Origin of the sequence: Celeribacter halophilus, from assembly GCF_018860305.1 — a bacterium.
Classification (GTDB): domain Bacteria; phylum Pseudomonadota; class Alphaproteobacteria; order Rhodobacterales; family Rhodobacteraceae; genus Celeribacter; species Celeribacter halophilus_A.
Genome location: NZ_JAHKPE010000021.1, coordinates 127226 through 150837, shown reverse-complemented (window position 1 = coordinate 150837; position 23612 = coordinate 127226). Strand labels below are relative to the sequence as shown.

The window sequence follows — 23612 nt, the reverse complement described above, 5'->3', positions numbered from 1 at the left end:
TTATCGTCCTTTTTTTGCGATCACTTCTTTCGCCAGAGCCTGATAGGCCAAACTGCCCTTGGACATAGGATCATAATCCAAAACGGGCAAAGCAAAAGAAGGAGCCTCACTAATCCGCACATTGCGCGGAATTACGGTCTTAAACACAAGATCTCCAAGGTTGTCTCGCGCGTCCTGCTCAACCTGCCGCGACAAATTGTTCCGCTGATCATACATGGTGAGCACAACACCTTCGATGCGCAATTTCGAATTGGCGGTTTGCCGCACTTCGCGCACCGTCAGCATCAACTGGGAAAGCCCCTCCAGTGCGAAAAACTCACTCTGGAGCGGAACAAGAACGGATTCAGCAGCAACCATCGCGTTTACCGTCAGAAGACTCAGGGACGGCGGGCAATCGATCAGGATGAAATCGAAATTGAAGTCATCAATCGCGTGCTGCCGCAGGGCGTCATGCAAAAGAAAGCTCCTTTTTTCATTGGCAACCATCTCGATATCTGCCGAACTCAGATCAACCGTCGCAGGCGAAATCCAAAGATTTTCAAACTCGGTCGTCTGAATGACCTCATGGAGATCGGCGTCTCCGAGAATGAGGTCATAAGTCGTATAACCACGGCTTTCGGTTTCAATACCTAGTCCGGTTGAAGCGTTGCCCTGCGGATCGAGATCAACAACAAGAACGCGGCAACCGTTTTTAACAAGAGCGGCAGCGAGATTGATTGCGGTTGTCGTCTTCCCGACCCCGCCTTTCTGGTTCGCCACGGCAATGATTTTCGGGCCATTTGGACGGGAAATGTCAGACACGCTCAATATCTCCAATCAGTAGGATGACGGATTCAGAATCCGTTAAGCTCGCATATTCTTCGTGGTTGAAACGCCAGGTTTCAAGCGATTTGCTTAGTTCATCGCGAAAAGACGTTCCTTTAAGGAAAATACCGCGGCCGGTCTTCACCAGATGCCGTTCTGCATAATCCAAAAGCTTGGGAAGCGGCGCCAATGCTCTTGCGGTTACTATATCTGTTTGAAGCGGTTCAATATCTTCAATCCGTTTGGAGATCACATTAGCGTTCAAATCCAGTTCCCGAACAACGGTGCGAAGGAACGTGGCTTTGCGCTGGTCGGATTCAACCATTGTAAAGACTATATCCGGAGATTCCTCCTTCGCCAGAGTTGCACAAACCAGACCGGGGAACCCTCCCCCGCTTCCGAGGTCACACCACTTGGACATTCCTTGCGGCGCATAGCGAAACACCTGAGCGGAATCTACAAAATGACGTTCCCACGCCATTTCTATCGTCGATTTGGCGACGAGGTTAATCGCGGGATTCCACTTTTTAAGAAGCAGCCGATAGGCTTCCAAACGGTCCAATGTTTCACGTGAAACATTCAGACCGGCCAATTTTTCCGAAGACATCAGGACGCCTTTGCTCTTTGGTTCTGTTTCAGGCGCGCCAATATCAGCGTTACTGCCGCTGGCGTCATGCCCTCTACCCGTCCCGCTTGCGCAATCGTCTGCGGGCGTGTGTGGCTAAGTTTAGTCCGCAACTCATTGGAAAGCCCGCTCAGAGCGGAATAATCAAAGTCATCAGGGATCAACTGCGTTTCATCACGCTTCATCGCTTCAACATCGCGCTTCTGGCGTTCGATGTAATTCGCGTAGAGAGCATCCCGCGCCAGTTGCACTTGAACCTCAGGCGAAATCTGCGCCACGTTCGGATTCAATGCCGAAATATGATCGAAGGTGACATTCGGGAAAGCAAGAACCTGATATGCTGTGCGACGAGACCCGTCGGAACTGACTGCAACGCCGGCTGCTTTAAGTTCTCTCGGCGTATAGCTTTCGCTCTCGAGAATCTCGCGGCCTTTCTCAAGCTCTTCCATTTTTTGCGTAAACGAAACCTTTCGGTCTTCGTTCACAACCCCAAGTTCAATCCCCATAGGGGTAAGGCGCTGATCCGCGTTATCCGCGCGTAGAGACAAGCGGAATTCGGCGCGCGAGGTAAACATCCGGTAAGGTTCGCTCACACCGCGCGTAACAAGATCATCAATCATTACGCCGATGTAGCTCTCGGAACGGGTAAATGTGGCCTCGTCCTGCCCCATAGATCTACGCGCAGCATTAAGCCCTGCCACAAGACCTTGTGCTGCTGCCTCTTCGTAACCCGTTGTGCCATTGATCTGTCCGGCAAGAAATAGTCCCGGAACATCGCGCAGTTCCAAAGTAAGGCGAAGAGCACGCGGATCGACATAGTCATATTCAATTGCATAACCTGGTTGAAGAATTTCAACATTCTCAAGACCACGAATGGAGCGGACATAGGCCTCCTGCACATCAACAGGCAAAGAAGTCGAAATTCCGTTCGGATAAACCGTGTCGTCAGTCAGCCCTTCCGGTTCGAGAAAAATCTGATGCGATGTCTTGTCGGCAAAACGCACGATTTTATCTTCTATTGATGGGCAATAGCGAGGTCCTACCCCATCGATATGCCCGCCATACATCGCAGAACGCGATAGATTTTCGCGAATTATGTCATGGGTTTTCTCATTTGTATGTGTAATCCCGCAGGACACCTGACGCGCGAATGGTTGACGGTTCATAAAGGAAAACACAACGGGGTCTTCATCACCCGCTTGTTCTTCCAGAATATCCCAAGCAATCGTCTTGCCGTTCAGGCGCGGCGGAGTGCCTGTTTTCAGCCGACCCATCGGCAGATTCAAACCATAGAGACGTTCAGCTAGCGCGATGGAAGGTTTATCGCCCATCCGACCGCCGGCGTGCTTTTCTTCGCCGATATGAATTAGGCCGTTCAAAAATGTTCCTGTCGTCAGGACAACAGCCTTGGCATTGATTCTAGACCCATCACCGAGCACAACACCACTCACAGTTTCCCCTGTAAGAATTAAATCAGAAACCTCGGCTTCGATGATGGTGAGATTTTCTGTTGCTTCCAATTCAGAAAGCATCTCTGTGCGATAGATCGCGCGATCTGCTTGGGCGCGCGGACCTTGGACAGCCGGTCCCTTGCGACGGTTCAAAAGACGGAACTGAATTCCTGCCTTATCCGCGATCCGACCCATAACGCCGTCCAACGCATCGATTTCGCGCACGAGGTGGCCTTTTCCAAGACCTCCAATCGCCGGATTACAGGACATAACCCCGATACCGGATTTCTTCAGCGTGACAAGAGCGGTTTGTGCCCCTGCTCTCGCAGACGCAGCCGCAGCGTCACAACCAGCATGGCCGCCACCTACGACGACAACATCGAAGTCGGTATGTTTCACGTGAAACACTCCTCGCGTTTATTCATTTACCGATGCAAAAACTGGAGAAGATTTCCCCGAGAATGTTCTCGACATCAATCCGCCCGACAAGGCAATTCAGCGCATAGACCGCGCGCCGCAACTCTTCGGCAGCGAGCTCCGCACGATCTGCGCCAATCAATACCTCATTTCGCGCTGATTCCATAGAGACCAGTGCGTCCTGAATTGCAATACGGTGCCGTTCACGAATTGCTGTTGACGCATCGGAAGCGCGTTCGGAGAGCGTTAGCGCAATATGGGAAACCATCGCGTCAATTCCGTGACCGGTTTTTCCGGAAACAGAGTTGGACAGCGCTCCCTGATCATCTTTACCGACCAGAACAAGATCACCCTCTTGCGGCGGCATTTCCGGGTCCGCCCCCTCTGAAGGAAGAAGAATCACACGCAGGTCGGCCTGTGCAGCGCGGTTGCGCGCGCGGTCGATGCCGATTGCCTCAACCACATCAGATGTCTCGCGCAGCCCCGCCGTATCGAGGAGCGTGACTGGCAAGCCCTTCAAGTCCATTCGGACCTCGATAATGTCGCGGGTTGTTCCGGCAAATTCGGACGTGATCGCCGCCTCCCGCCCTGCAAGCGCATTGAGGAGTGTAGACTTTCCTGCATTCGGCGGCCCGACAATCGCGACTTCAAAACCATCGCGAATCCGTTCAGCCATTTTCGAGCCGGCGATTTCCTCCTCCAGTTCCGTCATCGTTCGAGAGATCAGATCAAGGACTTCCGGTGAAACGTCTGTGGGAACTTCTTCATCGGCAAAATCGATGGTCGCTTCGATCAATGCCGCAGCCCGCAACAAAGATGAACGCCAGCGCTCCGCCTTATCCCCAAGCGCGCCGGAAAACACCTTTAGCGCCTGACGCCGTTGCGCCTCTGTTTCCGCTTCGATGAGATCAGCAAGACCTTCGACCTGCGCCAGATCCAGACGTTCATTTTCCAAAGCGCGACGGGTAAATTCCCCCGCTTCTGCAAGGCGCAGTCCCTCTATCTCCGAGAGAGATTGGAGCACAGCATTGATGATGGCGACAGAACCATGAAGCTGAAGCTCCGCGCTTTCTTCTCCGGTAAAAGACGCGCCTTTTTCAAAACAAATAACCAAGGCTTCGTCGAGAACTATTCCCTCGGAATTCTTTAAAACGCGCAACGCTGTCCGGCGCGGAGACGGCACATCTCCTGCCAGTTTTTCAACGGCCAAAAACGCAAGCGGCCCGGAAATCCGGACCACTGCGACGCCCGCCTTACCGCGGGCCGTTGCCAAGGCATATATCGTATCCATAGGCTTAACCTATTGATATCCTTTAATATTAAGCGTTCATCGAGTCGAAGAATTCAGCGTTGGATTTGGTCTGTTTCAACTTGGAAATCAGGAATTCGATCGCATCTGTGGTGCCCATCGGGTTCAGAATACGGCGCAGCACATAGGTTTTCTGAAGGTCTTTGGAATCCACCAGAAGCTCTTCTTTCCGCGTGCCGGATTTGAGGATGTCCATAGCCGGGAAGACGCGTTTGTCAGCGACCTTGCGATCCAGAACGATTTCCGAGTTACCCGTCCCTTTGAATTCCTCAAAGATGACCTCGTCCATCCGCGAACCCGTGTCGATCAGGGCCGTGGCGATAATGGTCAGGGAGCCGCCTTCCTCGATGTTCCGTGCGGCACCGAAGAAACGCTTGGGGCGTTGCAGCGCGTTGGCATCCACACCACCGGTCAGAACCTTACCAGAGGACGGGACAACCGTGTTGAAGGCACGACCAAGGCGGGTGATGGAGTCGAGCAGGATGACGACGTCACGCTTGTGCTCAACCAGACGCTTTGCCTTCTCAATGACCATTTCGGAGACGGCAACGTGGCGTTGTGCCGGTTCGTCAAAGGTTGAGGACACAACCTCCCCTTTCACGCTCCGCTGCATGTCCGTCACCTCTTCGGGGCGCTCATCGATCAGCAGAACGATGAGGTAGCACTCCGGATGGTTCGTCTCGATTGAATTGGCGATGTTTTGCAGCAGAACGGTTTTACCCGTCCGCGGCGGTGCGACGATCAAGGCCCGCTGGCCTTTCCCGATCGGAGATACGAGGTCAATGATCCGCGCAGAACGATCCTTGATCGTGGGATCTTCGATCTCCATTTTCAACCGTTCATCGGGATAAAGCGGCGTCAGGTTGTCAAAGTTGATCTTGTGGCGGGCCTTCTCGGGCGCCTCAAAGTTGATCAAGGTGACTTTGGTAATCGCAAAATAGCGCTCGTTCTCGTCCGGCGCCTGCATCACCCCCTCAACCGTGTCACCGGTGCGCAGACCATGCTGGCGAATGACCTCGGGAGAAACGTAAATATCGTCAGGGCCCGGAAGATAGTTGGCCTCGGGAGAGCGCAGGAACCCGAATCCGTCCTGAAGCACCTCAAGAACGCCATCGCCGGAAATGATCCATTCATCCTCGGCGCGTTCCTTGAGAATCGAAAACATCATCTCGCCTTTACGCATGGTCGAGGCGTTTTCGATTTCCAGCTCTTCTGCCATTGCCAGAAGGTCTTTGGGGCTCTTGGCTTTAAGATCAGCCAGGTTCAGAGTGTTGTCGCTCATAAAAAATCCATATGGACCGGCGTTTTACGCGGGTCTTTCAGTCAAGTCATATCGGAGAATCCCTTGGCCGGACGGCTAGGGTTTGCGCATTGATAGAAACAGAACGGGATTAAGTCAATCTTTCTCAGAATGGCTTGGCAATAATCATCACAACGATGAAAATCATCAAAAGCGTCGGAAGCTCGTTCATCATGCGGTAGTGACGCCCTGTGCGCGTATTTGTTCCGCTAACAAAATCCTTTCTCCGCGCTGCGCACCACATATGAAACCACGTCATTCCAAGCACACTTCCGGCCTTGATCCACGACCAACCGGCGCTCCAGTCGACGATGCCTGGCGTAAAGACCAGACAGAGACCGAAGATCCAGCTTGAGATCATGGCCGGATTCATAATCATCTTCAGCAGTTTTTTTTCCATGTCCTGAAAGAGAAGGTCAGTTTCCGATCCTGCAGTGACGCTTTCAGTGTGACGCACATAGAGGCGGGGCAAATAGAAAATACCGGCCATCCATGCAATGACGGAAATGACATGCATGGATTTGGTCCAAGGATAAATACTCGCGAGAATGTCACTCATTTCGTGTCCCTTCGTTTCCTCCTAAATAAAATAATAAAAGAAAAAGAAAAGGATGATGATTTAGTAGGGCCTGTGGATAATCTGGATTAATGAGTTTTACACAGAGTTTTGCATGTTGTTAAAAACTTCTTACTTCTTATCCACATCTCTGGATAATTCAGATTTTCATTTACATAACAAATGTTTGAGTATCTGGTATAGAGGATGAAACTTACAGAATTCGGGAGAAGACGGCTTTTCCGCCCACAGGCAGATTCTCTTACCCCCAGTGATAAGATGCCTTGGAAGATCATCAGAACTTCCTGTTTATCCCCCGCAACGGTATGAAGCGAGAAACAGGCCCTTTGGTCCTCTGGTTCACACAGGAGTTTTCAACAGATCTATGAACACCTCTGAAAAACTCATTCTGGCGTCGGGATCGGAGATCCGGCAGACGCTTTTGCGCAATGCGGGCGTTTCCTTTGATGTCAGTATCGGTCGAATTGATGAAGAATCTGTAAAAGATGCTCTTCTTGGCGAAGGTGCATCGCCTCGGGACATTGCCGATGCCTTGGCCGAGGGCAAAGCGCGCAAGGTGTCTTTGAAAAATCTTGATGCAATGGTGATCGGCTGCGACCAGACCTTGTCTTTCAAGGGGCGGCTTCTCTCGAAACCGAAAACTGTGGATGAAGCGCGGGCGCAGCTCAAAGAGATGCGCGGCGAACGGCACAAGCTTCTGTCTGCGGCGGTGATATACGAGAACAGAGAGCCGAAATGGCGGCATGTCGGGGAGGTTCGGCTTGAAATGAACCGGTTCAGCGATGCCTATCTTGAGGACTATCTCGCGCGGAATTGGGAGCAGATACGCCATTGTGTCGGCTCTTATATGTTGGAATCCGAAGGCGTGCGGCTGTTTTCGCGGATTGACGGCGATTACTTTACAGTGCTGGGTTTGCCCTTGTTGCCGCTTTTGGCCTATCTTTCCGAACGGGGGGTAATTGCATCATGAGTGATAAGATTTTGTTGGCAGGGGTGATCGGTGCGCCGATTGCTCATAGTAAATCGCCGCTTCTTCATGGCTATTGGTTGAACCGCTACGGAATTGCGGGCCATTATGTTCCGCTTCACGTTGAACAGATGGATTTGGAAGAGGTCCTTCGCATGATGCCTAAAATGGGGTTTGTCGGTGCGAATGTGACGATCCCGCATAAGGAAACCGTGCTGGGGCTGGCCGATATTGTAACCGACCGTGCGGCTTTGATCGGGGCGGCGAATACGTTGATTTTCCGGTCTGACGGGAAATTGCACGCCGATAATACGGATGGGTTCGGGTTTGTGGAAAACCTGCGCTGTAATGCCGATTGGGCGCCGGAGGCCGGCCCTGCGGCAGTCTTGGGTGCGGGGGGTGCATCGCGTGCGGTGATCGCCTCCTTGTTGGAGGTAGGGGTGCCGGAAATCCGTCTGTCCAACCGGACACGCGCCCGCGCAGATGCGCTCAAGGACGAATTTGGCGCGAAAATATCCGTTGTTGAATGGGTTCATGCGGGAGATATGCTCAAAGGTGCGCGTACGGTTGTGAACACGACGTCGCTTGGTATGCATGGACAGCCGGAGTTGAAAATCTCCTTTGATCATCTGGAGGCTGACGCCGTGGTAACCGATCTTGTTTACACGCCACTGAGAACCAGCTTTCTCACGCGCGCGGCGGAAAAGGGCTGCCAGACGGTCGATGGGCTGGGCATGTTGCTTTATCAGGCGGCTCCAGGGTTCGAGCGGTGGTTTGGCAAACGTCCCGAAGTCGATGACGCCACTCGCCAGTTTATTCTTTCCACATGAAAAAGCCTTTCATCATCGGCCTTACCGGCTCTATCGGCATGGGAAAAAGTACCACGGCAAAGATGTTTGCCGAGGCGGGTATCCCCGTTTGGGACGCAGATGCGGCTGTGGCGCGGCTCTATGACCTTGGCGGCGCTGCAGTTGCGCCGATGGCAGAGGCGTTTCCCGATGCTGTGCGTTCCGGAAAAGTGTCGAAAGACCGGCTCAAAGAGATCATTTCCGAAACGCCCGCAGCGTTAAGGAAAATCGAGGAAATCGTTCACCCTCTGGTATCCCAGGATCGGAAGAAATTCATAGAAACCACGGATGCGGAGATCGTCCTTGTTGATATTCCCCTGCTTTTCGAAACAGGGGCAGAGCGCTCCGTCGATGCTGTGGTCGTTGTCTCCGTCGATGCAGAAACCCAAAGAAAACGTGTTTTGGCCCGTGCGGGAATGACAGAGGCGCATTTCGAGACGATTCTTGCCAAACAGGTGCCGGATGCCGAAAAACGTGCCCGCGCTGATTTCGTGATTGAAACAACAAGCCTTGAAGCTGCCAAATCTCAGGTGCAAAACATAGTCGCAACCCTGAGGAGGCAAATCGCCGATGCGTGAAATCGTGCTCGATACAGAAACCACCGGTTTTGATCCGTTCAGCGGGGATCGTCTCGTTGAAATCGGGGCGATCGAACTTATCAATCACATGCCATCGGGCAGCACCTATCACCAATATATCCATCCGGATCGCCACATGCCGGATGAAGCCTTTGGTGTCCACGGGATCGGGCCGGATCTGTTGCAACCCCCGCGCCCGCCGAAAGAGGGAGAAGTCATTCTCTCGGATAAACCGTTTTTCAAGGCGGTCGGGCAAGATTTCCTCGATTTTATCGGCAATGATTCAAAGCTCGTGATCCACAACGCCAGCTTTGACATGAAATTTCTCAATGCCGAGTTGAAATGGATCGGCCTGCCAGAAATTCCTTATGAACGGGCGATTGATACGCTGATGATTGCCCGCAAAAAGTTTCCGGGCTCTCCGGCTACTCTGGATGCGCTGTGTCGTCGCTTCGGGATCGACAACTCGTCGCGGACGCTGCACGGGGCCTTGCTCGACTCCGAAATTCTGGCCGAAGTCTATCTTGAACTGATCGGCGGACGTCAGCCCGATCTCGTGCTTGCGCCGGTTTCAAAGAAAAAGAAAAATGCGGCTGCACGGGAGGCCGAAGATAACTGGCGCCCGACGCGCCGCCCTACCCCTCTTCCGCCACGCATTACAGAGGAAGAAGCCGCCGCCCATGCCTCTTTTATCAAAGAGCTGGGCGACGACCCGATTTGGAACAAGTTCGACTGAACCTTAGTTCGGTGTCGCAGCGGCCTTCTGGGCTTCTGCGCGGCGTGCCATGTCCTGACGGTAAAGCTGGACAAAGTCGATGTTGTCGAGGTTCAGCGGCGGGAAGCCACCGTCACGGGTCACATCATTGACCACACGACGCAGGAACGGGAAGAGCATCCGCGGGCATTCGATCATCAGGAACGGATGCATTTGCTCGTCCGGCACGTTTTCGATGTGGAAAACACCGGCATAATCCAGTTCCAGAATGAAAAGCGTTGCATCACCGGATTCGGTTTTGGATTCGACTTTCACCTTTGTGGCAACTTCGAACTGGTTTTCTTCTTCGCGTTTTTTGGCGTCCAGAGCGACCTGAACGGAAATCGCGGGGCGACCTTCGACCTTGAGCGACTTTTGAGCGAGAATATTCTCAAAAGACATATCGCGGATGAACTGACCCAGAATTTGCATTTTGACTGGGTTCGGCTGGGCGGCAGCCTCGGGTTTCGGAGCGGTGGTGCCGTTTTCGGCCATCTTGTCTGTCCTCAAAAATATAACGTTCGCGGTTTTGTATCAGGTTGAACTCAGCCTCTCAATGGCGAGTCCAGCCCGATGGCCCTTGTTTGGTTGTGTTTTCATCTACCTCTTCCCACTCACCGTCTATGATATTCGGGTTTTGTGAGGGGGAGCGAAACGGATCCGCGCTTTGTCGGGTGGTTTGCTGACCCATGGTAAAGCTCTGAACCTTCACCCTTTTACGCAGTTCTTTCAGCACCAGAGCGCGAAAGGCAGGAACCAGCAGGAGAAATCCCAAGGCATCTGTGAAAAATCCCGGTGTCAGCAGGAGTGCGCCGGACAACAGGATCATCGCCCCGTGTGCCAAAGGTTCGGAAGGATCGTTGAGTTCGGCAAAGGACTGACGCAGTTGTGACATCGCCAAAGCGCCCTGTTGGCGCACCAAAGCGGTCCCCAGAATGGCGGTCACAATGACGATCAAAAGCGTCGGCCACAGGCCGATCAGACCGCCCACCTGTATGAACAGAGCGATCTCGATGATCGGAATAGCGACGAAAAGGGCGAAAAGCCACATGAGAAGTCCTTTCTTATCTCTCTCCCGCAGGTAGACTTAGCGGGGTCCGTCACCTACATAAGGTCGGTAGACAGATTTTGCCACGTTGCACGGAGATCAATCGCCGATGGGGAATTCCCTTCTTTCAATTCTTGTCCTTGCGGGCATTGCCATTTTTCTGATCCTGCGCCTGCGCAGCGTTCTCGGGACGCGCGAGGGGTTTGAAAAACCGCGCGCTGAATTCCCCGGTGCCGAAGAGGCCACGAAAGTGAAACGGGATTTCGAAGTCATCGAAGGTGGCGTGGATCATGACATCATCGACAATGTTGAGGCCGGAAGTCGCACAGCGGACAATCTCGCGGCGATTAAACGTGTCGATCCGAGTTTTAGCGTCAGCGAGTTTCTCTCCGGTGCGCGTGGTGCCTATGAGATGATCCTGATGGCTTTCGAGCATGATGATCTGGACAGCATCAAGCCGTTCCTCTCCGAGGACGTGTTTGAAGCCTTCTCCGAAGTTGTCGCGGACCGTCAGGCCAAGGGTCTCACCATCGAGAGCCAGTTTATCGGTCTGCGTGAACTTCAGATTATCGATGCCGATCTGGACCGCGCCACCGAAGAGGCCGAGATCAAAATTCGCTTCGTCGGCGAAATCACCTCTGTTGTGCGCAATGCGAACGGGGATATCGTCGAAGGCGATGTCAAAGCCATCAACCGCCAGAAAGATATTTGGACCTTTGCCCGCCATCTGGGCAGCGATGATCCGAACTGGCAGCTTGTCGCGACTGGTGCCTGATGTGGAGAAAGCTGGCGAGTGCGGGCTTTGCAGCCTTGCTGGCTTGGACGACGCCGGCAGCATCTTCGGATGATCTGATGGTGCGTGTTCTTTCATTTGATGACCTACCCGGATGGGCCGCAGACGATCACGCTGCGGCTCTTTCCGTTTTCCGCGAGACCTGTTCCCTGATCGACGGACCGGAATGGCCGCAGATTTGCGCCTTTGCGCAGAGCACCACTGATGCGCGCGGTTTTTTCGAGCTTTTGTTTCGTCCGGTTCTGATCGAGGACGGCAATGATCCTCTGTTTACAGGGTATTTCGAGCCTGAATTGCGCGGCTCCCGCCATCAGACGGGACGTTATCGTTATCCTGTCTATCGTATGCCGCCGGATGTGGTGTCCGGCGCGCCCTATCTGGCGCGGCAGGACATTTCTGAAGGCGCTCTTGCGGGGCGTGGTCTGGAAATCGCGTGGGTGGATGATCCGGTCGAACTGTTTTTCCTTCAGGTTCAGGGGTCGGGTCGTATCCGTCTGGAAAACGGCTCTGTCATCCGGATCGGCTATGCGGGTCACAACGGGCGCAATTATCGTTCTATTGGCAAGGAATTGATCCGTCGGGGCGTGTATGATGCCCATCAGGTCTCTGCCAAGGTCATCCAGAACTGGGTGCGTCGCCATCCGGTCGAGGGTGAGGCGCTTTTGAATTTCAATCCGTCCTATGTGTTCTTCCGCGAATTGCCGAAACTACCCGCAGATAAAGGCCCGATTGGCGCGATGCATCGTTCGATCACGACCATGCGTTCAATCGCTGTGGACCCGAAGTTTGTGCCTTTGGGCGCACCTGTGTGGATCGAGAAAGAGGGCGAAAACCCGCTTCATCGTCTCATGATTGCCCAAGATACCGGTTCCGCCATTAAAGGGGCTCAACGCGCGGATATTTTCTTTGGCACGGGTGATTCCGCGGGCGATCAGGCCGGAAAAATCCGTGATCCGGGTCGGATGGTTGTGCTTTTGCCGATCCAGCTTGCCTATGCCTATGAGGAAAGGGCGGAGGGGTGAGCAGGCGGAAAAAACATCTAAGCGATGAGGATAAGGATCTGTGGAATGCCGTGAAGAAAACGGCACGGCCTTTGCATCCTTCATCTTTTCCGGCGCCTTTGGCCCGTCCTGAAAAACCGGACCTCCCGAAACCGGCAAGCGTGCCTGTGCGCGAACCTTTCGAGTTTGACTTGGAAATCGGTCGCAAGGCGCGGTCACAGTCAACGGGTCATAACCTTGCACCTTCAGTGTCTGACACGCTGGCGCAGGCTCCGCTCAGAATGGATCGCAAGAAATTCGGTAAAATGCGTAAAGGTAAACTCGTGCCGGAAGCGCGGATCGACCTGCATGGCATGACCCAAGCACAGGCCCATCCGGCGCTCACACGGTTTATCCTTAACTCATGGGCGATGGATTTCAGGCTGGTGTTGGTGATCACCGGAAAAGGCAAGCATCAGGAGGATGACGGACCAATTCCGGTGCGCAAAGGCGTCCTGAAACATCAGGTGCCCCATTGGCTGCACAGTTCACCTCTGCGCGAAGCGGTGCTGCAAGTCTCCGAAGCACATCTCAAACATGGCGGCACAGGCGCGTATTACGTCTACCTGCGCCGCAAAAAGTGATCAGAGCATATAGCGGCTGACATCCGCAGCCTTGGCCATTTCGTCGACATGGGCATGGACATAGGCCGCATCAATGACGATCTTTTGACCGGGCGTATCGGGAGCCGCAAAAGACAGTTCCTCGAACACCCGCTCCATGATCGTATAAAGCCGCCGTGCGCCGATATTTTCGACCGATGTGTTCACATCTGCGGCGAGTTTTGCAATGGCGGCAATACCGTCTTCCGAGAAGGTCACTTCGACCTCTTCGGTCTCCATCAATGCCGTGTATTGCAGGGTTAGAGCATTGTCTGTTTCGGTCAGAATACGCACAAAATCGCCCTCTTCCAACGCACGCAGCTCTACGCGGATCGGTAGACGGCCCTGCAATTCGGGCAGCAAATCCGAAGGTTTCGCAATATGGAAGGCACCGGAGGCAATGAAGAGGATGTGATCGGTTTTCACAGGCCCGTATTTTGTGGACACTGTCGTTCCTTCGATCAGGGGCAACAGATCGCGCTGGACTCCTTCACGTGAAACATCACCGCCACGGGCTTCCTGTCGGGCGCAGACCTTGTCAATCTCGTCAAGAAAAACGATCCCGTTTTCCTGAACCGATTCCAGCGCCACGCGAGTGACGGTTTCATCGTCCAGTAGTTTGTCAGCTTCTTCACTGATCAAAACGTCATAGCTTTGCGCAACGGTCATTTTCTTTTTCACGGTGCGCCCGCCAAAGGCCTTGCCGAAAATATCACCGAGGTTCATCGCCCCGCCCATTTGCGGCTGACCGGGAATTTCGAACATGCCGACAGAGGGTGCGCTGTCTTGCACATCCAACTCGATTACCGTGTCATCAAGCTCGCCGGAATGGAGCTTTTTGCGAAACATTTCGCGGGTCTGTTCACGCGCATCCGTGCCTGCAATAGCCTCGATAACACGCTCTTCGGCGGCACCTTTGGCCTTGGCTTTTACATCTTCGCGCATGTGTTCGCGGGTCTGGGAAATCGCGGCATCTGCGAGATCGCGAATAATCTGTTCCACATCGCGACCAACATAGCCGACTTCGGTGAATTTCGTCGCCTCGACCTTGATAAAAGGTGCTTTGGCGAGTTTGGCGAGGCGTCGGGAGATTTCCGTCTTGCCGACGCCAGTCGGTCCGATCATCAGGATGTTCTTCGGATAGACTTCATCGCGCAGATCATCCGGCAACTGTTTACGCCGCCAGCGGTTGCGCAGGGCCACAGCGACAGCTCGTTTTGCGTCGTTCTGGCCAATGATAAAACGGTCCAGTTCGGATACGATTTCGCGGGGGGTCAGGTCGGTCATTTGCTAATCTTCTCAACCGTAAGGTTGCCATTGGTGTAAACACAGATGTCGGAGGCGATTTTCATTGCCGCGCGCGCGATGGCTTCGGCATCTTTGTCGGTTTCCATGAGGCCACGGGCCGCCGCGAGCGCAAAGTTCCCGCCCGATCCGATGGCCGCGATGTCATTTTCCGGCTCCAGAACATCGCCTGCGCCGGTCACAACCAAAAGCGCATCGCCATCTGTGACAATCAACATGGCTTCGAGTTTCGAAAGATATTTGTCGGTGCGCCAATCTTTTGCCAGTTCGACACAGGCGCGGGCCAGTTGACCGGGGGTGGCTTCGAGTTTGGTCTCCAGCCGCTCCAGAAGGGTAAACGCATCTGCTGTAGAACCGGCAAATCCGCAGACAACATCCTGACCACCGGGAGAAAGCCGCCGCACCTTGCGCGCGGTGCCTTTGATCACAGTTTGGCCAAGGCTGACCTGACCGTCACCGGCCACGACAACCTCACCACCACGGCGCACGCCGATAATCGTTGTGCCGTGCCATCCGGGAAACTCTTCTTTCGACATTGGTTATCCTTTCGCTTGGCAATCTATATGAGGGCGATGGGGCACAGGTGCAACCTCGCCGGAATTTCTGCCACGAAAAAGGGCGCCCGTTGAGGCGCCCCAATTCAGAATTTCTGATGAAAATCAGACTTCTTCGTTGATCCAGTTTGCCAGAGCGGCTTTCGGTGCAGCACCGATTTTCTGGGAAACAAGTTCGCCGCCTTTGAACATGAACAACGCCGGAATGGAGCGCACACCGAATTGTGCGGCCGAGTTCGAGTTTTCATCGACATTCACTTTGACGATTTTGACCTTGCCGTCATATTCGTCAGAAAGCTCTTCGAGGGACGGGCCGATCTGTTTGCAGGGGCCACACCATTCGGCCCAGAAATCGACAATTACAGGGATGTCGGATTCGAGGACTTCGGTGCTGAATGTGTCATCGCTGACTTTGACGGTTGCCATAGGGCTTCTCCTGAGTTTTTCACTTGGTGAAAAGGTAGGGCGTGCACTGTGCAGGGTCAAGATGTGGCGGCGCGACCCAGTGCCGCCATCACGATATTGAGAGGAACAGGGCAAAGCGTTGCGGTTTTCGTCCAGAGAAGCGCCACCTCCACATCGCGATCCGGATAGATCCGCTGGCAGGCTTCGGCATAGGCGCCAAGCTGACGCAGGAGACCTTCGGGAATATCCCCAATTCGGTCGGGAATGACGGTATTGGATTTATAATCCACGATCTGCACTTTGTCCGGCGTCACAATCAGACGGTCTATGATGCCGTGAATGATGTGTCCGTTCAGAGTGCTTGTGTAGGGCACTTCCGAGAGTGAATTCGGGCCGAATACATCCCACTCGTAAGTCTGGTTGATGACGCCCAAGGCCTCATGGAGAAGACCTGGAACCTCGCTGTCCAGAGCGGGATCCTCCCCAGTCGACAGAATAAACCGCGCCACGTCTTCGCGGCGGTCTTCGGTCACATCGGGTAGAAGCTCGATCAAGCGGTGAAGCTGGCTTCCCCGCCGCATGGCAGCATCTTTATCAAGCGCGGCTTCCTCACCGGAAAGCGCCTTTGCTCCACCGAGGTCCGAGGGCGAGATCCTGTTCGTGTCCTGTGCGACAACACCCGCCGGCGCGCGAGACCACTCTGGCATAACAGGATTTTGTGAGGCGGCATCTTTGCGGGTTTCCGGCGCATCAGGCCAAGCGCCCCATGCGTATCGCTGCCCCGGAGCACCGGCAAGATCAAGGGTCTCTGTCTCCAGTGTGTTCAATCCTGTCTTGATAAGATCATACCAAGTGCCCGCACTTTCCTTCCCCGCACCGCAGACAATCAACCATTTCTCTGCGCGGGTCATCGCCACATATAGAAGGCGTCTGTCTTCTTCCAAATCAGCCATTTTGAGCCGGTTCAGGGTCTCTTTTGTTTGGTCGGATCGCTGGCCTCCTGCCCCTTTCCAGACGATTTGATCCGGTTCGGGAGAGACAAATTCATCTTTGGTTTCCCGCAGGGTTTTCAAAGTGTCAGGCAGGATCACGATTGGAGCTTCGAGACCTTTTGATCCATGTGCCGTCATCACACGGACAAGGTTGGAATTTTCATCCAGAACACGTTTGAGCTGAATGGTTTGGGATTCCAGCCATGCGATAAACCCTGTCAGGCTAGGGGTTTCTGTGGTCTCGTAGTTGCGCGCCTGATGTAACAGCGCATCAAGCCCGTCTTCCGCCTCTTTACCAAGGCGTGCGATGAATTTGCGCCGTCCGTCATGACGGATCAACACACGCTCGATCAGGTCATAAGGACGCAGAAAATCGGCGGTCTGGCGCAGGTCTTCGAGAACCTCGAAAGTTTCGGGCCATTCCTTGCGCCGTTCATAGAGCGCACGCCAAAGGGTGATGGTGGTGCGACCATGGGCGAGTTGATACAGGTCGCGTTCCGACCAATTGAACAGTGGAGACTTCAATGTTTCCGCCAGTGCCAGATCGTCGTCCTGCAACGACAAAAACGCCAGAAGGGACCGCAGGTCTTTTACTGCCATCTCGTCATTGAGCGTCATGCGGTCGGCGCCGGCAACGGGAATTCTGGCGGGGTGGGATTTGAGCTCTTTCAGAATAAGCCGGAACAAGGGGGAGCGGCGCTGAACGAGGATCAGAATGTCGCCCGCCTCGATCTTCCGCCCCTTTCCGTTCTTGTCCGGAAGGGAGCCATGCTCAAGCTGTTCGGCCACAAAATTGGCGATCCGTTTGGCCAGTCGGGGATTGGGCTCTTCGGGATGGATCACGTCAAGCGGCTCTTCCCAGCGGCTTGCCTCTTTCTCCCGCTCTTCTTTTTCCTCTTTTGACAGGTCTTCCGGCGTCTCCAGAGACCAAAGGTCAACACGACCGGGGATGTCATCGAAAAAGGCGATATGTTCGGGAATGCCCCCGACCCCTTCCCCGCCGATTGCGGCAAAAACTGTGTCGGTTGCAGTCAGAATGGCCGGAGAAGAGCGGAAGGAATATTGCAAGGACAGGTCTTGCAAGGGTTGCCCGACGGCTTTCAAACGCTCTCCGAAATGCTCTTTCATTTGGTCAAAGGCTTCGGGAGCGGCGCCTTGGAACGAATAGATGGACTGTTTGTGGTCGCCCACGACAAAGATCGTGCGGGTCACATCGGCTCGCGCCCCCTCGCCCGCGGTAAACTCACCGGCCAGAAGCTGAACAACGCGCCACTGATCGGGGCTGGTATCTTGCGCTTCATCGACAAGGATATGGTCAATCCCGCCATCCAGACGGTAAAGCACCCATTGTGACACGTTGGAGATCGACAAAAGATCACGCGCGCGGCGGATCATGTCGTCGAAATCCAACAGGCCTAGCTCGGCTTTGCGCTCCATATAGGGCGGCAGAAGTTCCTGAGCAAAGCGGTGCAGGGCGAGGGTCTTGCGCGCATCTTTGAGCCCGAAGAGATGTGGCCGCGCAGCTTCCACACGTTTCATGAAGGCTTCGAGATGATCGAAGGCGCCGGGATGGGCATCTATGAGTTTGCGCGTCGGAAGGCTGGAGTGCTGTGCATAGAATTTGGATTGAAGAGGATTGGTTTTGGCAGTTTCCTTCGCCAGTAACTTGTCACACAAATTTTCCACAAGGGACAAATCAGGCTCCAACTCAGCCCAATGACGGAAAAGAGCGGCGGTTTTCTGATCGGAGGTGCTGGAGGCTTCCATCAATGTGGCGCATGCAAGCAGCATGTCTTTTTCGCCGCCCAGAAAGACATCTTTCAACAGTCGTGTTTCGTCATATCCGGCGGGAAGGTTGAACCATGACCATATGTCCGCCTTTTGACGAGGCGGGAAAAACTGGTCGCGTTTGCTGACAATGCTGAGGGCCAAATCCGTCAGGTCGAGATCGCTGACATAGAGCGCGACATCGTCGATCACATCACGTTTCGGGCCAAGGGCAATATCTTCGATAATTTCGGAGACCATCCGGCGGGACTGGCGATCGTCCATTTCCTTGAACTGCGGCGAAACCCCCGCTTCCAGCGGAAACCGCCGTAGCAAGGCACTACAAAACGAGTGAATGGTCTGGATTTTCAGACCTCCGGGAGTCTCGATTGCGCGGGCAAAGAGTGTGCGGGCATGTCGCAAGGTCTCGCTATCCAGAGACTTTTCCGGGGCGAGGGCGGTAAGCTCCTTGATAAGCTCCGGATCGGGCAGCATGGCCCAATCCCCCAGACGCTTGAACAAGCGGTTCTGCATCTCTGCGGCGGCGGCCTTGGTATAGGTCAGACACAGAATATGCTGCGGCGGTGTTCCATCCAGCAAAAGGCGGGCCACACGGTCCGTCAAAACCTTCGTCTTGCCTGAACCGGCGTTGGCGGACACCCATGTGGACATATCCGGACGCGCCGCCATGATCTGACGACGGGTTGCTTCGTTCATCGTGGTCATTCCAAATCCTCCGGCACGGGCGTGTCGGCGTCGGACCATTCCCCATATCGCGACAGATGTTCGAAATTGGTCTCGTAGCGAACGGTTTTCATCATGCGACGTGCAGTATAGCCAAGCGCAGGGTCGTCATAGGATCGTATCAACTGCACCAGTTTCTTTTTGACCTCGGCCACATCGCCCGGATCAAGCGGCAGCACCGTTTCCGTCAGCTTGTTGTCCAACCCGAGATAGGCCACTTCGGACACTTTCCCTATCGGAACCGAGTCAAAACCGCCCTCCTCCATCATTGCCGCTTCGAGGTGAAGCTGGATGTTGAAGATCTTGGTTTGCTTTTCTGTCGGAGGCGTGCCGGATTTGTAATCATAAATGACGAAGCTGTCGTCTTCCTTACGATCAATTCGGTCGGCCTTGCAGGTCAAGGAAAAGTCGACTTCATGCAGATGCATCGCACCCTTTGCCTCGATCCCGACCGGAGTGCCGAGGGCAAATCTTTCCCGCTCCCGTTTGACAAGTCTGGCCGCAATCCGCCTTACACGGCCAAGCCAGACCCGACGCGCGGACGGCCAAGAGACCTCGCGTTCCAGAACCTCTTCGGCCACATTCAGGAACCGCGCCAAAGCGGCTTCATAGTCTTCCTCGGCAATTTGCGACAGATAGGCTTCCATGATCGCATGGAGTGCCGTGCCTCTTTCGCGCACATCCGGTTCGCGGCTGAGCGGGTCCAGTTTGTTCAAACGCAAAACGCGGCTTGCATAGATTTCATAGGGGTCGCGGATCAGGTTTTCGATGCGCGTGACGGAAAGCTGACGAGGCCGCGCAGCGACCGGAGGTCTCGGGCTGGGGCGATGTGCGGAGGGCAAGGTGAAATCGGGTCGATCCAGATGTTCTGCAAGGGTGATCCATTCGGCGCCACGGTGACGCATGGCCTCCAAACCTTGCCGCCCTTCATCCGACATGCCGGACATCAGGTTGGTCAGCCGGATAAGCCAGCGCGAAGCAACCGTCTCTGCCTCGGCATCACGTTTGGCGCGGGCCAGAACAACTTCGGGTGCGGCAATGGCCTGTTGGAAATCATGTGCGGAAAGGCCGATATTCTGTTCGGGGGACAAAAGCCCTGCCTTGCGTCGCATATCGCGGTTGAACCACGGGTCTTGCCCGACCGATTGCGGCCAGATGCCTTCGTTCAGACCGCCCAGAATGACCAGATCAGCCCCAAGCGCACGGGCTTCGAGCGTACCCCAGATCATGACCTGAGGATGTTTCGGAGAGGGGTCACGCACAATCCCGCGTCCGAGAATGGCGCGAAACAGATCGCCAAATTCCAAGGAACTCATAGACCCGCCATAGTCCGCCTCGCGATATAGCTCCTCTAGGACACGTCGGGCCTCACGTCCGGTATGTTGTGCCCAAAGCTCGCTGTCGTCACCGGCATCCGGTCCTTTGACAAGTTTCGAACTCAGCCCAACAAGCCGATCCAGATGGGTTTTCAGGGAGCCTTCCGATGTCTGTTGAAACTGTTCGGATATATCGGCCACCCAATGCGCCCATGACAGGCGGGCCTCTTTGTCATCCTTGCTTTCGCCGGATTTGATCGCCCAGTGCACAAGGTCGTCTTGTGAGGGAAAGGCAATCCCCTTGCGGCGCAGGTGGACTTCGAGCTCACGGGTCCACAAAAGATGATAGCCGCGGTCATCCTCTCCCGAAGTCTTGTCGTGCCCTCCCCGCGCACATAGCGGATGTTTCAACAAAACGAGCAGGTCTTCTGAAGACAGGACACGGCCAATGAGGCCGACAACATGGCGTAGAAGCCGCCCCGGAGGTGTTTGGCTCAACGGAATACCGGCGCTGTCGTCTGGCACGATATTCCAGCGGGTCAAAAGAGCGGTGACCCGTCTGGCGAGATCACGGTCGGGCGTGACGAGTGCCGCCTTTTTTCCTTCGTGCACGGCATGTCTGAGAACGAGGGCAATCGCATTGGATTCCAGCCGCGTGTCTGGTGCTTCAATCAGGGTCAGCCGCTCTGTCGCAGGCCTGACCTGTTCGAAAGCGGGGCCCTCTTTCATCCATTGGTCGGTGATGGGCGCGGGACGCAGGGCGAGTGATACAAGACGGTTTCGTGCTGCGTTTTCTTCGGTTTCCGTGTCCCATCTCTGGATTTGAGTGGGGTCTATGCCGATGTTTTGTGCCAGACGCGCCATGCGCTCTTGCGGATGCTCGACGGAAATACGGTCTTCGCTACGAATCTGTGTCCAGACATCGGCCGACATATGGAAATCCACGCCGGGCAGGATGACGGCTCCCATCGGCTGTTTGGCGACGAGTGTCATGAAACGTGCCGTTGTGCCGCGCGATCCCGTTGAGCCCACGACCAAGACCGGATGCTCCGGCGGCGCGATTTCCCATTTGCGTTCGAGGCGATCAATAACCAAACGCATCCGCGCTTCCAGACTCAGGTCCGATGTCGAGTCCTCTGTAAACAGACCGAAGAGGATGGAGAGAAATTGTAGAGACTTCTGCCAGTGTCCGGAGGCATCGGGCACTTTCAGGTTTTGAATGTCCTGCGGCGTGACGCCCTCGTCCTGCATTTCCGCCATCAGCAGCGCCAGACTGTCCGAAAGATCGAAAACAGAGGACCGCGTGGCAAATTGAGGTTCTTGCTTCAGAAAATGCGAAACAAGCTGCGCAAGCTCCAACCGGCGTCGCAGGCCGCTGACAGGAACGGGTAGGTCCATGAAGTCATGATCCATGCCGAGATCGGACAAAAGACGGAATTTCGGCAGGAATCGGGTCGAACCATCTTCGAAAGATGCCATGAGTTCCTTTTTCATGCGCGAGGTGTTCACATAGATTTCCGTGCGCGCAACCGTTTCGGGCGACATAGACGCCAGCCGTTGCAAAAGCCCGCGTTTGACTGCTGACGGGTAATGTGCGCCGCAGGGAACGCCGAAGAGCGCGGGGTTTCCGTCTGACGAGAACATTACTGATCCTCCAACATATCTTCGGCGATTGCGATGCCCTCCGGATGACCGACGTCGCACCAATGTCCGCTGTATTCAACACCATAGATACGTCCGCGCGCGAACAAATTTTCCCAGACGCGGTTAAGTGAAAAATATGTCTCTTCGATTTCCGAAACCGGCGCGGTTTTCAGGATTTGCGCTCCGGTGTAAATATAGGACGTTCCACGGCGCAGGCGTCCGTCTGTCTCCAGATCAAAATCACCGGACCCGAGATGCGCATGTGCGCGGGGTTTTGCCACAACCAACAATAGCGCATCCATTTTGTCGGCGTCCCATGCGGCGGAAAGAACATCTGCGGCACGAGGCCCTTTCCAAACAGCGTCAGTGTTCATTGTGAAAACTGCGTCGCTTTTGAAATAAGGCAAAGCGTTCTTAAGCCCCCCGCCTGTTTCCAGCAGAGTTTCCTCGAAAACAGTCTCTAATCCGGCTGATGTAAGGTGATCTCGGAGTATATCAGGCAGATAGTGGAGATTGGCGACACGATGGGGAATACCCTCCAGCTGATCAAGGGCGTGGTCCACCAGAGGGCGGCCGGCGACTTTGATCATCGGTTTCGGTTGGTGTTCCGTGAGTGCTTTCATCCGTGTGCCACGTCCGGCACAGAAGATCATTGCAGAGTCGGGATTGTGCCGCATTTTTCTTTGAGCGCCTTGAGTGCGAGTGTGTCGGGTTCAGGAAAGTGTTTGCGAATAAGTTCTGCAACCTGTCGGAGATCGGGGTGATCGAGATCGCGCTGAAGGTATCCCCAGACGCGCGGGATCAGGTCAACGTAATGCGGACGGGCGAAGTGCAGGGACATTCTTCCGAAAATCATCAAGATACGCAGATTTCGTTGAACGGAACAGATGGCAGCCTCGCGTGAAAACTTCGCCGGATCAAGAGACAGTCCTTCGCAAAACCGGTCCATGCAGCGGGTTCCGATGTCTTCGGAGACATCGCGGCGGGCGTCGGTTGTCAGGGAAATCAGGTCATAGGCCGCCGGTCCGAGCATGGCGTCTTGGAAATCCAACAGGCCGACACGGGCGGCACCATTACGTTCAGGCAACCACAAGAGGTTCTGCGCGTGGTAGTCACGCAGGACCGTGACGCGGCCGGGGTGGAGACTGTCGATCAATGGCCGGAGCGCGGAACTCAATTCTTCACGCTCAGATGCCATGCTACGGCCGAGTATAGGTTCTGCATACCAACGATAACTGGATGTCGCGAGATCCGTCATGAGCGGAACATAGTCATCCAGCCCTTGCATCGGTTTTGCGCAATGCAATTCGATCAGGACATCCACAGCGGCATCATACAGTTCGGGTTCGCTTTCGGGGTGTTGCAAGCACACCTGATCATAAAGTGTGAGGCCGAAATCTTCGAGAATCAGAAAGCCCTGTGTTTCATCCGCCGCGTAGATTTCTGGCGCGGAAAGGCCCGATTTGCGCAGATATGCGGCGACTTTCAGGAAAGGCCGAACATCTTCGCCTGCGTCCGGCGGTGCATCCATCAGGATTGCGGTGCGGCCGGTGTGGTCGGTGAGCCTATGGTAGCGCCTTCTCGAAGCATCCCCTGCCAAAGCTGTGGACAGAGCACCAGACCAAGGGCTTTGAGCCAGAAAATCATCAAGTTTTTGAGCGCGCTCACTCATTGTCTCACGCGCGGGAGTTTTGGTGTTCACAGGGTTGGGCCTTTTGCGTCCGATAGATACCGTCCGACTTTAGTCCCCTTCGCACCGGACACAAGGGCAA

At 54.7% G+C, this 23612-nt stretch carries 22 protein-coding genes; 7 read left to right on the top strand and 15 right to left on the bottom strand.

The genetic code is table 11. The features are described from left to right. The 6 genes from KO492_RS08220 to hemJ form a co-directional block, all read right to left on the bottom strand. Complete coding sequence (locus KO492_RS08220) at positions 1-801, bottom strand: ParA family protein (RefSeq protein WP_216044512.1); 801 nt, start codon at positions 799-801, stop codon at positions 1-3. Next, entirely contained in the window at positions 794-1411 is a 618-nt protein-coding gene (gene rsmG / locus KO492_RS08215) for a 16S rRNA (guanine(527)-N(7))-methyltransferase RsmG (protein ID WP_216044511.1), read from the bottom strand. Before rsmG ends, KO492_RS08220 begins: the two co-directional genes overlap by 8 nt. Beyond that, a complete protein-coding gene (mnmG, locus tag KO492_RS08210) occupies positions 1411-3279 on the bottom strand; it encodes a tRNA uridine-5-carboxymethylaminomethyl(34) synthesis enzyme MnmG (protein ID WP_216044510.1) in 1869 nt (622 codons plus the stop codon). The genes rsmG and mnmG overlap by 1 nt, the downstream gene beginning before the upstream one ends. Positions 3280-3301: 22 nt before the next feature. After that, positions 3302-4588, bottom strand: a complete 1287-nt coding sequence (mnmE, locus tag KO492_RS08205) for a tRNA uridine-5-carboxymethylaminomethyl(34) synthesis GTPase MnmE (protein WP_216044509.1) — start codon at positions 4586-4588, stop codon at positions 3302-3304. Positions 4589-4616: 28 nt separating this feature from the next. Next, positions 4617-5888 carry a transcription termination factor Rho gene (rho, locus tag KO492_RS08200; RefSeq protein ID WP_066600965.1) on the bottom strand — a complete coding sequence of 424 codons (1272 nt, stop codon included), beginning with the start codon at positions 5886-5888 and terminating at the stop codon, positions 4617-4619. A 124-nt stretch (positions 5889-6012) separates the two neighbouring features. Further along, on the bottom strand, positions 6013-6465 hold the full coding sequence (gene hemJ / locus KO492_RS08195) for a protoporphyrinogen oxidase HemJ (protein ID WP_216044508.1): 453 nt from the start codon (positions 6463-6465) through the stop codon (positions 6013-6015). A gap of 382 nt (positions 6466-6847) precedes the next feature. Between hemJ and KO492_RS08190 the strand changes: the two genes are divergently transcribed. From KO492_RS08190 to dnaQ, 4 genes are read left to right on the top strand one after another with little or no spacing between them, the layout of a single operon-like run. Then, positions 6848-7453: a Maf family protein gene (locus KO492_RS08190; RefSeq protein ID WP_216044507.1), complete on the top strand. Its 606-nt coding sequence runs from the start codon at positions 6848-6850 to the stop codon at positions 7451-7453. Continuing rightward, entirely contained in the window at positions 7450-8280 is an 831-nt protein-coding gene (locus KO492_RS08185; RefSeq protein WP_216044506.1) for a shikimate dehydrogenase, read from the top strand. The genes KO492_RS08190 and KO492_RS08185 overlap by 4 nt, the downstream gene beginning before the upstream one ends. Continuing rightward, complete coding sequence (coaE, locus tag KO492_RS08180; RefSeq protein WP_216044505.1) at positions 8277-8876, top strand: dephospho-CoA kinase; 600 nt, start codon at positions 8277-8279, stop codon at positions 8874-8876. Before KO492_RS08185 ends, coaE begins: the two co-directional genes overlap by 4 nt. Then, positions 8869-9612, top strand: coding sequence for a DNA polymerase III subunit epsilon (gene dnaQ / locus KO492_RS08175; protein WP_066600979.1), 744 nt, complete (start codon positions 8869-8871; stop codon positions 9610-9612). The genes coaE and dnaQ overlap by 8 nt, the downstream gene beginning before the upstream one ends. A gap of 3 nt (positions 9613-9615) precedes the next feature. On the opposite strand, the gene secB is transcribed toward dnaQ, so the two are convergent. Continuing rightward, positions 9616-10125, bottom strand: coding sequence for a protein-export chaperone SecB (secB, locus tag KO492_RS08170; RefSeq protein WP_066600980.1), 510 nt, complete (start codon positions 10123-10125; stop codon positions 9616-9618). Positions 10126-10183: 58 nt separating this feature from the next. Then, a complete protein-coding gene (locus KO492_RS08165; protein ID WP_216044504.1) occupies positions 10184-10681 on the bottom strand; it encodes an FxsA family protein in 498 nt (165 codons plus the stop codon). A gap of 106 nt (positions 10682-10787) precedes the next feature. Here KO492_RS08165 and KO492_RS08160 point away from each other — a divergent pair, with 106 nt between their 5' ends. The 3 genes from KO492_RS08160 to KO492_RS08150 are packed head-to-tail and all read left to right on the top strand — an operon-like array spanning position 10788 to position 13095. Beyond that, entirely contained in the window at positions 10788-11453 is a 666-nt protein-coding gene (locus KO492_RS08160; RefSeq protein ID WP_216044503.1) for a Tim44/TimA family putative adaptor protein, read from the top strand. Then, the gene (gene mltA / locus KO492_RS08155) at positions 11453-12493 is read left to right on the top strand and encodes an MltA domain-containing protein (protein WP_216044502.1); all 1041 of its coding nucleotides are present in this window, start codon (positions 11453-11455) and stop codon (positions 12491-12493) included. Before KO492_RS08160 ends, mltA begins: the two co-directional genes overlap by 1 nt. 50 nt (positions 12494-12543) lie before the next feature. Next, positions 12544-13095, top strand: a complete 552-nt coding sequence (locus tag KO492_RS08150; RefSeq protein ID WP_303578305.1) for a Smr/MutS family protein — start codon at positions 12544-12546, stop codon at positions 13093-13095. Here the strand turns inward: KO492_RS08150 and hslU are convergent, their stop codons facing one another. The 7 genes from hslU to KO492_RS08115 all read right to left on the bottom strand — a co-directional run bounded on the left by hslU (position 13096) and on the right by KO492_RS08115 (position 23542). Next, positions 13096-14400, bottom strand: a complete 1305-nt coding sequence (gene hslU, locus KO492_RS08145) for an ATP-dependent protease ATPase subunit HslU (protein WP_216044500.1) — start codon at positions 14398-14400, stop codon at positions 13096-13098. It abuts the gene before it with no gap. Next, complete coding sequence (hslV, locus tag KO492_RS08140) at positions 14397-14954, bottom strand: ATP-dependent protease subunit HslV (RefSeq protein ID WP_066600992.1); 558 nt, start codon at positions 14952-14954, stop codon at positions 14397-14399. The genes hslU and hslV overlap by 4 nt, the downstream gene beginning before the upstream one ends. A 123-nt stretch (positions 14955-15077) precedes the next feature. Beyond that, positions 15078-15398: a thioredoxin gene (trxA, locus tag KO492_RS08135; protein ID WP_066600994.1), complete on the bottom strand. Its 321-nt coding sequence runs from the start codon at positions 15396-15398 to the stop codon at positions 15078-15080. A 56-nt stretch (positions 15399-15454) separates the two neighbouring features. Continuing rightward, positions 15455-18862, bottom strand: coding sequence for a double-strand break repair helicase AddA (gene addA, locus KO492_RS08130; RefSeq protein ID WP_216044499.1), 3408 nt, complete (start codon positions 18860-18862; stop codon positions 15455-15457). Continuing rightward, entirely contained in the window at positions 18859-21840 is a 2982-nt protein-coding gene (gene addB, locus KO492_RS08125) for a double-strand break repair protein AddB (protein ID WP_216044498.1), read from the bottom strand. The genes addA and addB overlap by 4 nt, the downstream gene beginning before the upstream one ends. Then, positions 21840-22517 carry a nucleotidyltransferase family protein gene (locus KO492_RS08120; protein WP_216044497.1) on the bottom strand — a complete coding sequence of 226 codons (678 nt, stop codon included), beginning with the start codon at positions 22515-22517 and terminating at the stop codon, positions 21840-21842. Before KO492_RS08120 ends, addB begins: the two co-directional genes overlap by 1 nt. Beyond that, entirely contained in the window at positions 22490-23542 is a 1053-nt protein-coding gene (locus KO492_RS08115) for an aminoglycoside phosphotransferase family protein (protein WP_303578306.1), read from the bottom strand. Before KO492_RS08115 ends, KO492_RS08120 begins: the two co-directional genes overlap by 28 nt. Positions 23543-23612: the final 70 nt, after the last annotated feature.